Consider the following 13,598-nt stretch of genomic DNA (forward strand, 5'->3'; position numbering starts at 1 on the left):
GCATGCTGGTAAATTGGTCCGCCTTCCAAAGCTGGTGTTGCACCCCGGTAGTATGGTCCGCCGCTTTGGCGTGCGCGCACTGGTTGTCGGCTTTACGTGGATGCTTTGGAACGTGAAGCGACGATGCCCTATGGTCTATTTCACTTCATTATGAAATCAATGCATTTATCTCCCCATGACCTGCACAACGTTTGCGCCTTGGTACGCCAAGCAATACAAATCTGCATTGTGAGCCTTGATCAAGGTGTGCTGGGAGTAGGTGAATGAGGTTTTCTGGAAATACCAGCTGGATGCTTCTAGAGCAGTTCGTGAGAACTGGAGTTGCTTTTTTTATCGGTATCTATTTGGCTCGGTATCTAGGGCCTAAACAGTTTGGTTTGTTGAGTTACGGTTTGAGTCTCGTCTTGATCGTGCAAGTGTTTGCCCGCTTGGGCATGGACTCCATTTTGACCAGGGAAATTTCCAGAAGTCCAGAATCGGCCGATGACCTCAAGGCCACTGCTGTATGGTTGATGTTGGCCGGATCAGTTATCGCGGTGATTGCGCTATGGACCGGCCTGAGGTTAGTGGGTGAAAGTAGTGACATCGTTGAAATCGTCGTTATTCTATTAGTTTCGGTGCCTTTGCAGTGTCTTTATGTCGTCGATTATCACTGCCAGTCACAGCAGAAGGCAAAGTTATCCTCTTTGTTGAAAGTATCCGTATTGCTGGCGGGAGGGGGCGCGAGGGTGGTGTTGGTGTGTTACGGCGCGCCTTTGTCGTGGTTCGTTGTGCTGGTGCCCGTTGAGGCGTTGGTGATGGCGCTGGCGTTTGGGTTTCTCAATCAGCGGCTGTCTGGCGCCAGTCCATTTGCACGACCCAGCTTTGAAACGGCACGTAAATTGGTTGGGGATGCTTGGCCGATGGTACTATCGAGTCTTTCGGTCATATTGTACCTGCGGATAGATCAAGTCATGATTCAGCATATGCTCGGACATCAAGCGCTCGGCTTCTACTCTGCTGCCAGTAAGATATATGAGGGGTGGGTGGTGTTGCCGGTGGTGCTGAGTGTCGCGGCCCTGCCACGTCTGGTGAAGGCGCGAGCAACAGATGTCGCTCTGTACGAACGAGAACTGTGCATGTTGTTTTCGATCGTGTTCTGGGGGGGGGGCAGTGTCGCGATTATTTGTTTCTTCTTTTCCGATACGATTATCAGGCTGTCATTTGGCCAGGCATTTCTACCCAGCGCTGAAGTGCTGAGCGTGTCAATGTGGGCTGCTGCATTTGCAGGGCTTGGATCAGTGAGTGTCAGGTACTTTGTAGTGGAGGGTTTGACTCGCCTTAATTTGCATCGGACTGTTGTTGCGTTGTTGCTCAATGTCGCTCTAAACTTTTTTATGATTCCTCGCTATGGGATACAGGGGGCGGCGTATTCGACGCTTATCTGTCTTTCGTTCTCTAATTTCTTCATGGATATACTGGATCCTCGCCTGCGACGGCTTGCAATCCTGAAATCCAAGGCATTGATTATGTATCCGCTTTGGCATTCCAAGGAGGCGGGGTGATGCAGTCTGGCAAATATTGGAAAGGGAAAATCGGATATTCTTTGGAGCAGGCGGACGGAAGCTTTTCCCATGGTTTAGCCCGGGACCTGCACATTGTTGTGGTCTGGGAAAAGGGACGTGGTGCAGATGAGCAGGTTCTGCGCGAGGTGTCTGCGGCGTTCAATGTGCTTGCGGTCTGCACCATCGGCTGGTCGCCCGATAAAGTTGATGAAAACTTCAAGCGCTTTTACAAGCATGTCGACAGTAGCCGTGTAAGAGGTAAGGCAGAGCAGGTGGGTGGTGGCGAATTCCTGTGTATCGTCATCGAGGATACTTCGCCGGAGTATCGTTATCGTCAAACGGTTTCTGGTAGCGTCGAACTGGTCAATACCAATATTCTTGGTTTGAAGAGATCGGTGAGGGAGAAAGTGGGTGGGTATTATATCCACTCAAGCGGCTCGCCAGAAGAATTTTATGAGCAAGCTGTTTTATTATTTGGTGAAGAGCGGCTCCAGGCTATTGTTGATGGTGAGTTTCGCTCGACTCGAACCTCCCTCGCTGAAGATCTCGCTGGTGCACAGGGATGGTCCAGTTTTTCCGAGTTGTTTTCGGTATTGCGTTACTGTAGTGATTACGTTGTTTTAAGAAATTTCGAATTCTTGCCGAATGATTTTTTTGAAAATGACAAAGATGTCGATGTTTTATGTCGGCATGCCGGCGATTTCGTGGCGGCGGCGAATGCGCAGGTCCTGAGTGCTGATGGTGGCGTGCATAAGCTTTCCGTCACTGTGGCGGGTAAGCAGGTTCCGTTTGATATCAGATGCGTGGGGGACAACTACTACGATGCTCAATGGCAGAGCGACATTCTGCAGCGAAAAGTACTGGCCGAAGGCGGGATTCTTACCCCGCGGGCAGACGATTATTTTTTCTCGTTGTTGTATCACTCAGCGATACAGAAGCAAGTGGTTAAGCCTGTCTATGCAGCGCGGTTGAGTGCACTAGCGGAGCGCCTGGGACTGGATTTTGTGGAGGGAGAAACGTTCGCCTCGGCGAAGAAAATGGCGTATGTACTCGAAGGCTTCTTGCGTGCGCAAGGGTATCGATATGTTGAGCCGCGCGATGTCGAAGTTTATCGAAATCATGCGGTGCTGGCCCATATGGGCGCCTCTGTAGGGGGCGGTAAGAAGGGGCGCGTATTGAAAGTCATGCGCTATATTGTGCCGGTTGGCTGGCGACGTTTCATTCCACTTCGGCTGAAGCGTTATTTTCTCGGTCTTGTGCAATGAGTAGTTTGCTTAGAGATGTCATAGAGTTGCTATGCCGTCCACTGCAAGTGGTGATTGCACGGCTGCTAGACACCATCCTTGCTCGAGGGGGGTGGCGACGATTCCCGTGGCTGATTGTTGCTTATCGGCTTACCGCTCGCTACTGCAACAGGCTTTCCTTCAAGGAAGTCAAACGCTTGTTGATGATTGATGCAGAGCACTCGATACGCTCGCTATCTGTCACTGCGACGGGGGTGCTGCAGTGCTTCTGCGCGGATAGGCTTTTCATGATCCCCGGTGGGGATGTCTCGGCGCATTCTCTGGCGCAGAGTCACCAGAATTGGCAAGCACTCCGGGCCGGTGGTTGGCCGACACTGGCCGGTTATGAATTCGAGTGTCATCATGCTGATACTGTCTATTCGATGGAACTGTTGGCATCCCCAGCCTCAAGCCAAGAGGCGGTGACGATCCTGAGCCAGATTGCGGACAGCCGCAAGGGTGCTCTGCAGGCGTTCGAGTGGCAACCGCTGATTGATCGGTTGGCCAGGTTCTTCTGTATGGACGCATTTGAGGTCGTGCAGCGCTGTGAGCAGAGGGTGGCGTTTGGGCTGCTGCACGGGGACTTCCATGTAGGCAATATCATGCGCAGCAAGCAGGGGGACCTGGTATTGATAGATCTCGACAGGCTCTGCAGTCGTGCTCCGCAATTTATCGATCACCTGAATTTCAAGGTGTACCAGCGCGAGCAAGAGCTCGCGCGCTCTTGGTTGTCGGTTATCGCAACGGGTGATATTGATCTGGAGGGCTATTCTCGCGAGCAGTGGTTGGCCTACATCCTGTTCCGCAGCGCGGCTGAGGTGTCTAGTTATACTCCGGGGATTCGCTATCGAAAACGATTCAAGTCAGCTGTTTCAGCCATTGATACTATGTTCGACACAACGGTTGCTGAATGACTTGCCTGTCGGGCAGGTTATCCGAAGGTCTGGAGAGAACGCGTGAGTAATGCAGTTTCCGGTGAGCACGTGGTCTTCACATGTGTTCGGGACGCCAGCAAGAATGGCGGGGGGGTTGCGGGCGTAGCTTTGCCTTTGCATCAGGCTTTGTCGGAGGAGGGGGCGAATTATCGAATTCTCTATGAGTTTGGTGAGTCGAACCTGGCAGGAAGCCGTTCTCACTCCACTTTGGAGGACTTGCAAAACCTGGGGTCAGGCGGACTGGTCCACGTACATGGGCTGTGGTTCCCGTTTGAGACGCGTGTATGCCGTGAAGCGTTGAAGCGCAATATGAAACTTGTGATCAGTCCGCATGGGATGCTAGATCCATGGGCGATGAAGCAGAAGCGCTGGAAAAAGACCATTGCGTGGACGCTTTATCAAAAGCGCCTTCTTGAAAAGGCGGATCTGCTCATCGTGAACTCCGAGCAGGAGAAGCGTAACGTGCTCAGGCTGGGTGTCCGTGCTCCCATAGCCGTTATCCCGAACGGGGTAGCACTTGACGCGGCTGGTCGGGGCATGACTCGTCAGCAGGACCAACGCACTGTGTTGTTTCTGTCTCGAGTTGCGCCAGGGAAGGGCGTTCCGGAGTTGCTGGAGGCCTGGAGCCGGATTCCGGATAAGCGCGGTTTCAGGCTTCGTATAGTCGGATACGCCGACACAGCCTATCAGCGGAAAATTGAAAGGCTGATAGCGCGCTTGGGTATAAGCGCTACGGTTGTATGGGAAGGGCCGTTATATGGGCGGGCAAAGTGGCAAGCTTATTGCGATGCAGACTATTTCATTCTCCCTTCCCACAGTGAGAATTTCGGAATCGTCGTTGCAGAGGCGCTCGTGGCAGGGTTGCCGGTTATTACAACTGATCAGACCCCATGGCAGCACCTAGCTGAAGAGGGCGCTGGCTGGATTTGTGGAGTAGGCGCCGAGGCGGTTGAGCAGGCATTGCGTGCTGCACTTGTGTTGCCCGAGTTTGAACGCTTGTCGATGGCTAAAAACGCGCGGTCGGTTTCAGAAAATTACAGCTGGCACAGAATTGCCAGCCGTTACCATGAAGCCTATAGCTGGTTGCAAGGAGGGTTGCGGAAGCCTGACTGGGTGGACGACGGCCCGAGAAAATGAAGCCAGCGGGCCGGCGCTGCGGTTTGGGTAGCCACAGTGCGCAGCGCCTGTTCTCTTAAGTATCGCTGGTGGCTGAGTGTTGAAACGATGGTCTACTTTGAGACGGCATGATGATTTCGCGTGAAGAGTCATTACGGTTGGACATGTTGCGGTTTCCATTGATTGTTGGGGTTGTATTTATCCACAACTTTGACGTTTCGGTGGCATTCCAGTCCGAGCAGGTTGGTATTGCAAGCTCGAGCCTAGTTGTCGACTTTATCAGGAATTTTCTATCTCAAGGGGTTGCCAGGATTGCGGTTCCGCTGTTCTTTCTGATGTCGGGCTACCTGTTTTTTTTGAAGTTCGACGTTTCGCTGGCCGGGTATGCTCAAAAGTTGAGTTCACGGCTCAGGACGTTGTTCATTCCGTTGGTGTTCTGGAATTTGATGATGCTTGCGCTGATGGCGGTAGCGCAATCAATACCCGTAACTGCAAGCTTTTTCTCAGGGCGTAATTCTCTGATTTCTCAGCTTGGTATTCTCGATATCATCAATGCTATTTTTGGAATCGGGCGGATGCCTATCGCTTATCAGTTCTGGTTCGTGCGAGACCTGATCGTTCTGGTGCTGGTTTCTCCCCTGATTTATCTGGTCGGCAGGCACTTGTTCTGGTTGGTTCTGGCATTGCTCCTCCCTCTGTGGGTTGCCGATATCTGGCCCTTGCCGCTCCCTTCTATTGAGGCGCTTTTGTTTTTTTTCCTAGGGGCCAGGCTGGGAATTTGCAAAAAAAGTCTGTTTGCGCTGGATGCTCAAGGTCTGAAAATTGCCTGTGTCTACGTAATACTCGCAGTGCTGGACGCCGTTGCGAGCGGTACCACCTCAGGTGAGGGCGTTCATAAGTTGGCCATTCTGTTCGGGGTGATTACGGCGCTTTGGGTGACAGGGCTGGTGATTCGTTCGGAAGTGTTTACGGATCGCTTGGTGAGGCTGGGGGCGACAAGCTTCTTTGTCTATGCAGCGCATGAGCCGCTGCTGACAGTGTGCAAGAAACTGATCTATAGGCTGCTACACCCAGAGTCTCCCATCCTGATCCTGACGATATACTTGGCACTACCGATTTTTATCATTTCAGTAATTGTCTGGCTGTACCCTCGACTCCAGAGGTGTCTTCCGGGGTTCGTGGCGGTTGTCAGTGGTGGGCGTTAGGGTGATATGAAGCTTGCTGTAGCCGATCCATAGACCTCACCTAGTGCAAGTCTGTTTACTGTGGTATTACCGGCTTGTGGTTCCATGGTGGCAGCGTTTCGTAATCTTCAATCGACGGTATGTGATTCATGGGTAAGCGATCCATAAACCCCACCCGTTACATGAAGGACGGGGAAATCAGGTATTCGAGTCGGGCACCTGCCCCGCTTGAGTCTTTAACCCGAACAACTGGTCAGCTAGCTGTCGGCCTCGCTCCAGCCCCTCCGCCGTCAACCAGATGGATTTGTTTCTATTAACTGGATCACTGATGAAACCCTGTTCATGCAGTCGATTCATGATCTCGAAGTCAAATCCTTTCCACGCGTTACCTTTGTCGGAGCTATAGGCTGCCAACAAGGCAAGCACTGCGTCTTCAATCAGTTTTTCGTCGTATTCCATGGTCGTTACCCCGCTCTTGTCCTTCAAGCGCTTCGTAGGCCCCATCTGACCCACGATGGGGGGAGCACTTAACTATGTATTTTAGGCGTGCAATTCCACGGCAGCAGCGCTTCGTAGTCTTCCACGGAGGACGCCTGCGGCAGGCGTTCCAGTGCGTGGCGCAGCCACGCATAGGGCTCTTGGCCGTTGGCTTTGGCCGTCTCGACCAGGCTGTAAAGTTGCGCACTGGCCGTCGCCCCTCTGGGCGTGTCACTGAACAACCAGTTCTTTCTGCCGATGACAAACGGGCGGATCGCGCGCTCGGCGGCGTTATTGTCGATCGGCAAGTCTCCTTGCTCGACGTAGCGTTCCAACTTGCTCCAGTTGCTGGCCAGATAGCCGATGGCTTTACCCAACGCATTCTGGCTCGTGACCTGGGGCTGCGTTTTCTCTGTCCAGCTTTTCAACTGGGCCAGCACTGGTTGACTGCGCGCTTGGCGGGCCAGCTTGCGATCTTCATCGCTGCCTTCCTTAAGGTCGCGCTCGATGCCATAGAGCTTGTTGATCAAATTCAGTGCGATGTCTGCCCGCCCAGTTTTACCCTTGGGCTGCACTTTCTGCGCTTCGACGAACTTACGACGTGCGTGCGCCCAGCAGCCCAACCGCTCCACGCCGTCCTGTGCAGCCAGCGCGTTGTAACCGGCGTAGTCGTCGGTCATGACATAGCCGCGATAGCCATCCAGCAGGCGCGTCGGCACCTCCTGCGCTCGGCTAGTGGCGTAGTCGAAAAGGATCACCGGGCGATCAGGTGGGCCGCCGGTTTGTACCCACATCCAGGATTGGCTGCTGGGCTCACGGCCAGGCTCTTTCAACACCTGCACACGGGTTTCATCACAGTGAATGATTCGACTGTTTAACAGGCTTTCGCGCATCAGATTCAGCAGCGGCTGAAAGTGCTCGCTGCATTGAATCGCCCAGCGTGCCAGGGTTTGGCGCGGGATATCGATACCGTGGCGCCCCAGCACTTTTTCGAAGCGGTGAAGCGGTAGGCCGTCTACGTATTTGGTGGTGAGCAGCATGGCCAGCACACTCGGGCTAGCCATGCTCTTCTCGATCACCTGGGCAGGCTTGTCCGCTGTTACGGGCGCTGACTCGCAGTCGCGGCAGCCATAAACCTTGCGAACATGTTTGATGACGCGAATCTGCATCGGGACGATTTCAAGCTGTTCGCTGACTTCTTCACCAATGGCATGTTTGCGGCAGCCACAAGCGCAAGTCAGTTCATGCTCGGGCAGTTCGTGGACAACTTCGATACGCGGCAAATCAGCCGGCAGCGGCTTGCGTTTGCCACGGCGCTTGGTCGGCGCAACGACTTCTTCGTCGTCAGCTTCATCCAAGGTTTCTGCCAGGCTTTCCGCTTCGTCGAAGAGCGGCAATTGTGGCGTCGCCACATCGCCTGTCTGCTCGGTCTTGCGCCCGAACAGGCGCTGGCGCAACAGCGCAACTTCCTCTTCGAGATGAACGATCTTGCCCTTGTCGGACGCGCGCTCGTTGATCATCTGCTCAAGCAGTTGCTTGAGCAGAACAGGATCGTCAGGGAGGTTTTCGGGCATGGAAATCATGCCGCGGATTATACCGAATCAGGCGACGAAACGAGGGGTCAAGACCTGATGCGGACGGTTACGCCAGCGGTCGAAGCCGTCGAGTAGCCAGTTCAGTTCCTGGACGGTCAAGACAATGGCTTCGTCAGTGACATCGGGCGAGGTTTTGAAACGTTCGGACTCCAAGCGTTTGAGCCACAGGCAGAAGCCGTTGCGCTCCCAATACAGGATCTTCACGCGGTTGCGCGGCTTGTTGAGGAAGACGAAAAGCACCGGGTCGAACACCGCCACCTTGATATCGAGTTCGACCAGCGCAGCCAGGCCATCGATGGACTTTCGGAAGTCGACGGGCTTGGGGTAGAGGTACACTTTTTCGACTTTGGCGTCGGGTCGCATCATGGTCAGCGAGCTCCAGAAAGAAATCGGGAGCACAGCATCGGGGATCAGGTAGGCGCTTTGAATGTGGGGTTCATGGAGCGCTTACTTTGTCAGTACGCTTGAACGCGACAGCAAGTATCGTTGCGGCGCGGGTAACTGCCTTGCTTGCTGAGGCAGTGGAGCAGCTCGCCCGCGCTATAGTGCATTTCACGCCGACTTCGGTTTATGGTTGAATCTGGTTGAGCGCTTTTTCTCAATGCAGAGCGAGAAGTGGATCAAGTGCCAAGCACACGCCAGTGTGACGGATGTGGGTAAGAGTCCGGCCAACCCGTCTTGCGTGACTAAGCCGGACGCCACCTATGCGGCAGCAGCTCCGCAATCTCACTGGCCCGCTGCGTCGGCAGGCGTTTGAGATAGGCATATGGGTCATGTCCATTGTTCCGAGCCGACTGGATCAAACTCATGGTCGCAGCCGCGCGTTTGCCACTGCGAAGTGACCCTGCAAAGAGCCAGTTCTTACGTCCTAGGTGCGGTAGGTGGGGTTTATGGATCGGTTACCTGACAAAGGAGCGAGCAACCTGGCTAATTGCCGACCAGGCCGAAACCGTGGATGACCTGTGAGCAGGCACCTGATGGGCTCGGAAATAGTCATCCATGACTTCCGCGTTGTGGCACATTGAGTAGCTTGGAGGCGAAGCACCATGATCAACTACAGAGCGCCCCATTGGACACCCGTTCGCACAATGCCGGGATCAAGATCGCTGAAGGATGTACTGTGCCCGAGGCTGGTGGCCATAGCTGACACTAAGGTTCTTCTGAATTACTTTTAGACCTACAGAGGCGGCGCACTTCTCTACTTGACTCGGAGTGTGCCGAATCGGGTAGATTTTCGGTGAGTAGTCTCCCATTGGGTGGTCTGACGCGATGCGGTAGTCTGCGACGGCGTCGGTCAATTCTACAATGATTACTCCACCCGGATTCAATTTTCCCGCATACGGCGCAAGGAATTCAGTCAACAGTTTTTCTCGAAGCTCGTCCGAAGTGATGCCAGAATGGCGTTGTTCGTTATCATAGTTTCCCATCCACGCAGAAAAGACCCAGTGCATGGCAGTTATGACATCATAACCTTCATGATTGAAGGATGGAGCAAACCCGTCTGCCTGGTAGAATTCGGCTTTGTAATTTCCCATTTTAGCGATCGAATTGGCAACATCCACACACTCGTGCAAATAGTCGAATCCGCCGACGCCATGGAATCCATGGTCCTCAAGATGAAAAGCCATAATTCCTGTTCCACATCCCGTCACCAGCACACGGGCGTCTTTCTGGAAGTTTTTAACGATGTAGTCAAGAGCGAAATTTGTAAGCGGATCATGATCACCTCGCTCATACGCAGTATAGAACCATGAAGCCTGCCCATCAATAACAGCAAAACCCTTATCCTTGATCATCTTCTTGATCGCGCTTTTGGATACTTTAGTCCCCACGTAAGTTGTCTTTGGCTTGGCGCGCCTTATCTCAATGCCAAAATAATTTTCGGCAGCATTTTTTACAAAAAATTTGATATCACTTTTCAAGCAGATTAGAGCATTTTTCATACAACTTCCCTGATCCTTGACACTTTGCATTTGACATGAATTTTTAGCAGCATTGACGACACAAATTCTAGCTAGATACTACCAGTAATTCTCACTTCAGCCTATTCCGACGCCGTCGCGCTTGTCAGCGATTGGGCGAATAGACCCGTAGGCTCGCCCTGCCAGGGCAAGGAGGTGCGTGATCAGACCGGTCCCATCAGCACCGCAAGAGCTGCTCACCGGAGATGCCACGGTAACCTTGCCCCACCTCGCAGCGGGGGAACCATGAATGTTCTTTCTGCCTAGGGGGATTTTGCCTGTGCTTTCATAGGAGTGGCCTCCTGTCCAGTCGTCAGCTGCATATTTCTCAGAAGCCTTCCCGGCGCAGGAAGGGCATAATGTCCTGCTTATGTCCCAAGCTGCTGAGGATCCCATGCAGTGTTGAGGGCGTGGTCAGCGACGCTGCTTGGTTGAGGTACTGTCGCTTTATCGAGTTTTTGGCGAGTAGCGATACCGGTTTTGGCGAACGATGACATCATCGGAAAACAGGGTCGGCCTTGGCTGGTGCTTGAACTGTTTCAGTTTTAAGAGAAGGGGAGTTTCATCAATATGTCGGTTACCAAGCGAGAATCCATCGCCAAATTCAAGGAGCGGGAGGCACTGATAGGTATTGTCGGGCTGGGCTACGTAGGCCTTCCGCTGATGTTGCGTTATAACGCCATTGGTTATCGCGTGCTGGGTATTGATATCGATGAATCCAAGACCACTCGTCTGAATGCCGGAGAGAGCTATATCGAGCATATCCCGGCCGCGCGCATTCGTGCCGCCCGCGACAGTGGTTTTGAGGCGACCTGTGATTTCCGACGTGTTGCCGAATGTGACGCCCTGATTCTCTGCGTGCCGACGCCGCTGAACAAGTATCGCGAGCCGGACATGAGCTTCGTGATCAATACCACTGAAGCCATCAAGCCCTATCTGCGTGCCGGCCAAGTGGTCTCGCTGGAAAGCACTACTTATCCAGGTACCACCGAAGAAGAGCTGCTGCCACGTGTCGAGCAGGGCGGTCTGAAAGTGGGCGAAAGCATCTTCCTCGTCTACTCGCCGGAGCGTGAAGACCCGGGCAACCCCAATTTCGAGACCCGTACCATTCCCAAGGTGATCGGTGGTCATACGCCTGCGTGCCTTGATGTCGGCATCGCGCTGTACGAGCAGGCGATCGACCAGGTTGTGCCGGTCAGTTCGACCAAGGCTGCCGAGATGACCAAGCTGCTGGAGAACATCCATCGCGCGGTGAACATCGGTCTGGTCAATGAAATGAAAGTAGTGGCTGACCGCATGGGCATCGACATCTTCGAAGTCGTCGATGCCGCGGCTACCAAACCCTTCGGCTTCACCCCCTACTACCCCGGCCCTGGCCTGGGAGGGCATTGCATCCCGATCGACCCGTTCTACCTGACCTGGAAAGCGCGCGAGTATGGCTTGCATACCCGTTTCATCGAGCTGTCCGGCGAGGTCAATCAGGCGATGCCGGAATACGTTGTCAACAAGTTGATGGACGGCTTGAACGACAAGGCCAAGGCACTGAAGGGCAGCAAGGTGCTAGTGCTAGGTATTGCCTACAAGAAGAACGTCGACGATATGCGCGAGTCACCCTCCGTAGAGATCATGGAACTGCTCGAGGTCAAAGGGTGCCTGGTTGCCTACAGTGACCCCCACGTGCCGGTTTTCCCGAAAATGCGTGAACACCATTTCGATCTGTCCAGCGTCGCACTGACTGCCGAAAGCCTTGCTTCGTTCGATGCCGTCGTCCTGGCCACCGACCACGACAAGTTCGATTATGAGCTGATCCGTCAGCATGCTCGACTGGTCGTCGACAGCCGCGGCAAGTACCGTGTGCCAGAAGCCCATATCATCAAAGCCTGATTGCAGGAGTGCTGCTTTGAAACGTTTTGCCCTCATCGGCGCTGCCGGTTACATCGCTCCTCGTCATATGCGTGCTATCAAGGACACGGCCAACGAACTGGTATCGGCCTACGATATCAATGACTCAGTCGGCATCATCGATAGCCTCTCGCCTCAGAGCGAATTCTTCACAGAGTTCGAGCGCTTTATCGAGCACGCTTGGCAGCTCAAGCGCGACAGCGCGACAGCTCTGGATTATGTCTCGGTTTGTTCGCCCAACTACCTGCACCATGCACATATTGCTGCGGGCCTGCGCTTGGGCTGTGACGTGATCTGCGAAAAGCCGTTGGTGCCGACGCCGTCGATCCTCGACGAGTTGGCTCAGGTGGAGCGTGAGACAGGCAAGCGGGTATACAACATCCTGCAACTGCGCCACCACCAGGCCATTCTCGATCTCAAGGGGAAGGTCGCCCGGGAGCGGCGCAATGACAAGTACGATGTCGAGCTGACCTACATTACCTCCCGCGGCAAGTGGTACATGGAGAGTTGGAAGGGCGACTCGCGCAAGTCGTTTGGTGTGGCCACCAATATCGGTGTGCATTTCTACGACATGCTGCACTTCATTTTCGGCAAGTTGCAGCGTAACGTCGTGCACTTCGCTAACGACTACAAGGCGGCTGGTTACCTGGAGTACGAAAAAGCTCGGGTACGCTGGTTCCTGTCGATCGACGCGCAGGACTTGCCTGAGTCGGTCAAGGGCAAGAAGCCTACCTATCGCTCCATCACTGTGGACGGGGAGGAGATGGAGTTTTCCGAAGGCTTTACCGATTTGCACACCACGAGCTACCAGGAAATCCTCGCAGGTCGTGGTTATGGTATTGAAGACGCACGCCATTGCGTGGAAACGGTCAATACCATCCGTTCGGCCGTGATCGTTGCGCCACGGGATGGTGAAGGCCACCCGTTCCTTGAAACGCTGCAGCGCTGAGGCCGGCATGAATTACCAGGTCCATGCTTCGGCCATCGTCGACGACGGTGCGCAGGTTGGTGATGGTTCGCGCATCTGGCATTTTGTCCATATCTGTGCCGGCGCGCGTATTGGGAGGGGGGTATCTCTCGGGCAGAATGTCTTCGTTGGCAACAAAGTCGTCATTGGCGACAATTGCAAGATCCAGAACAATGTCTCTGTCTACGACAATGTGACCCTGGAAGAGGGGGTGTTCTGTGGGCCGAGCATGGTGTTCACCAATGTCTACAATCCGCGTTCGTTGATCGAGCGCAAGAGTGAGTACCGCGACACGCTGGTACGCAGAGGTGCCACTCTGGGTGCCAACTGCACCATCGTGTGTGGTGTGACCATCGGTGAATATGCCTTTGTGGGGGCTGGTGCGGTGATCAATCGCGATGTGCCAGCGTATGCATTGATGGTAGGTGTGCCCGCTAGGCAGATTGGCTGGATGAGCGAATTTGGTGAGCAACTGGATCTGCCTGTTGAGGGGCAGGCATCTGCGTCATGTGTGCACAGTGGGGCCCGATACGTCCTTAGTGGCAAACGGCTGAGCAGAGAGTAGTAGGGCTGCTGCACCGATTGGCAGGCACAGGATTGAGCGACGTGGCTGTGTGTTGTCAGGTTTGTCGCA

12 protein-coding genes and 2 pseudogenes are annotated in these 13,598 nt (G+C 54.1%); 9 read left to right on the plus strand and 5 right to left on the minus strand.

The window, feature by feature from the left end:
* Nucleotides 1-290: 290 nt before the first annotated feature.
* The 5 genes from ABOA88_RS11920 (at nucleotide 291) to ABOA88_RS11940 (ending at nucleotide 6,083) form a co-directional block, all read left to right on the plus strand.
* Nucleotides 291-1,544 carry a flippase gene (locus ABOA88_RS11920; protein ID WP_440127977.1) on the plus strand — a complete coding sequence of 418 codons (1,254 nt, stop codon included), beginning with the start codon at nucleotides 291-293 and terminating at the stop codon, nucleotides 1,542-1,544.
* Nucleotides 1,544-2,809, plus strand: coding sequence for a hypothetical protein (locus tag ABOA88_RS11925; protein WP_367851133.1), 1,266 nt, complete (start codon nucleotides 1,544-1,546; stop codon nucleotides 2,807-2,809). The genes ABOA88_RS11920 and ABOA88_RS11925 overlap by 1 nt, the downstream gene beginning before the upstream one ends.
* Nucleotides 2,806-3,741 (plus strand): phosphotransferase, encoded by a 936-nt coding sequence (locus ABOA88_RS11930; RefSeq protein ID WP_367851134.1) that lies wholly within the window; start codon nucleotides 2,806-2,808, stop codon nucleotides 3,739-3,741. The genes ABOA88_RS11925 and ABOA88_RS11930 overlap by 4 nt, the downstream gene beginning before the upstream one ends.
* A gap of 42 nt (nucleotides 3,742-3,783) precedes the next feature.
* Complete coding sequence (locus tag ABOA88_RS11935; protein ID WP_367851135.1) at nucleotides 3,784-4,899, plus strand: glycosyltransferase; 1,116 nt, start codon at nucleotides 3,784-3,786, stop codon at nucleotides 4,897-4,899.
* A gap of 107 nt (nucleotides 4,900-5,006) precedes the next feature.
* The gene (locus ABOA88_RS11940) at nucleotides 5,007-6,083 is read left to right on the plus strand and encodes an acyltransferase family protein (RefSeq protein ID WP_367851136.1); all 1,077 of its coding nucleotides are present in this window, start codon (nucleotides 5,007-5,009) and stop codon (nucleotides 6,081-6,083) included.
* Nucleotides 6,084-6,260: 177 nt separating this feature from the next.
* Here ABOA88_RS11940 and ABOA88_RS11945 read toward each other — a convergent pair whose 3' ends face one another.
* The 3 genes from ABOA88_RS11945 to tnpB form a co-directional block, all read right to left on the minus strand.
* The gene (locus ABOA88_RS11945; protein ID WP_367851137.1) at nucleotides 6,261-6,521 is read right to left on the minus strand and encodes a DUF6429 family protein; all 261 of its coding nucleotides are present in this window, start codon (nucleotides 6,519-6,521) and stop codon (nucleotides 6,261-6,263) included.
* A 68-nt stretch (nucleotides 6,522-6,589) separates the two neighbouring features.
* Nucleotides 6,590-8,122, minus strand: coding sequence for an IS66 family transposase (tnpC, locus tag ABOA88_RS11950; RefSeq protein WP_367851138.1), 1,533 nt, complete (start codon nucleotides 8,120-8,122; stop codon nucleotides 6,590-6,592).
* An 18-nt stretch (nucleotides 8,123-8,140) separates the two neighbouring features.
* Entirely contained in the window at nucleotides 8,141-8,500 is a 360-nt protein-coding gene (gene tnpB, locus ABOA88_RS11955) for an IS66 family insertion sequence element accessory protein TnpB (protein ID WP_367851139.1), read from the minus strand.
* A 160-nt stretch (nucleotides 8,501-8,660) separates the two neighbouring features.
* Here tnpB and ABOA88_RS11960 point away from each other — a divergent pair.
* Nucleotides 8,661-8,798: pseudogene (locus tag ABOA88_RS11960) on the plus strand (IS630 family transposase); the annotation flags it as partial.
* Nucleotides 8,799-8,820: 22 nt separating this feature from the next.
* Here ABOA88_RS11960 and ABOA88_RS11965 read toward each other — a convergent pair.
* Together ABOA88_RS11965 and ABOA88_RS11970 are read right to left on the minus strand one after the other, a co-directional pair.
* Nucleotides 8,821-9,006: pseudogene (locus ABOA88_RS11965) on the minus strand (transposase domain-containing protein); the annotation flags it as partial.
* A gap of 225 nt (nucleotides 9,007-9,231) precedes the next feature.
* Entirely contained in the window at nucleotides 9,232-10,077 is an 846-nt protein-coding gene (locus tag ABOA88_RS11970) for a class I SAM-dependent methyltransferase (RefSeq protein WP_367851140.1), read from the minus strand.
* A 588-nt stretch (nucleotides 10,078-10,665) separates the two neighbouring features.
* Between ABOA88_RS11970 and wbpA the strand changes: the two genes are divergently transcribed.
* Genes wbpA through wbpD form a run of 3 tightly spaced genes read left to right on the plus strand, consistent with a single transcriptional unit; the run spans nucleotide 10,666 to nucleotide 13,529 of the window.
* Nucleotides 10,666-11,979, plus strand: a complete 1,314-nt coding sequence (wbpA, locus tag ABOA88_RS11975) for a UDP-N-acetyl-D-glucosamine 6-dehydrogenase (protein WP_367851141.1) — start codon at nucleotides 10,666-10,668, stop codon at nucleotides 11,977-11,979.
* A 16-nt stretch (nucleotides 11,980-11,995) separates the two neighbouring features.
* Entirely contained in the window at nucleotides 11,996-12,946 is a 951-nt protein-coding gene (gene wbpB / locus ABOA88_RS11980) for a UDP-N-acetyl-2-amino-2-deoxy-D-glucuronate oxidase (protein ID WP_367851142.1), read from the plus strand.
* 7 nt (nucleotides 12,947-12,953) lie between these two features.
* Complete coding sequence (wbpD, locus tag ABOA88_RS11985; protein ID WP_367851143.1) at nucleotides 12,954-13,529, plus strand: UDP-2-acetamido-3-amino-2,3-dideoxy-D-glucuronate N-acetyltransferase; 576 nt, start codon at nucleotides 12,954-12,956, stop codon at nucleotides 13,527-13,529.
* The last annotated feature ends 69 nt before the right edge of the window (nucleotides 13,530-13,598 follow it).

The organism is Pseudomonas sp. PKS (assembly GCF_051913525.1).
Classification (GTDB): Bacteria; Pseudomonadota; Gammaproteobacteria; order Pseudomonadales; family Pseudomonadaceae; genus Aquipseudomonas; species Aquipseudomonas guariconensis_D.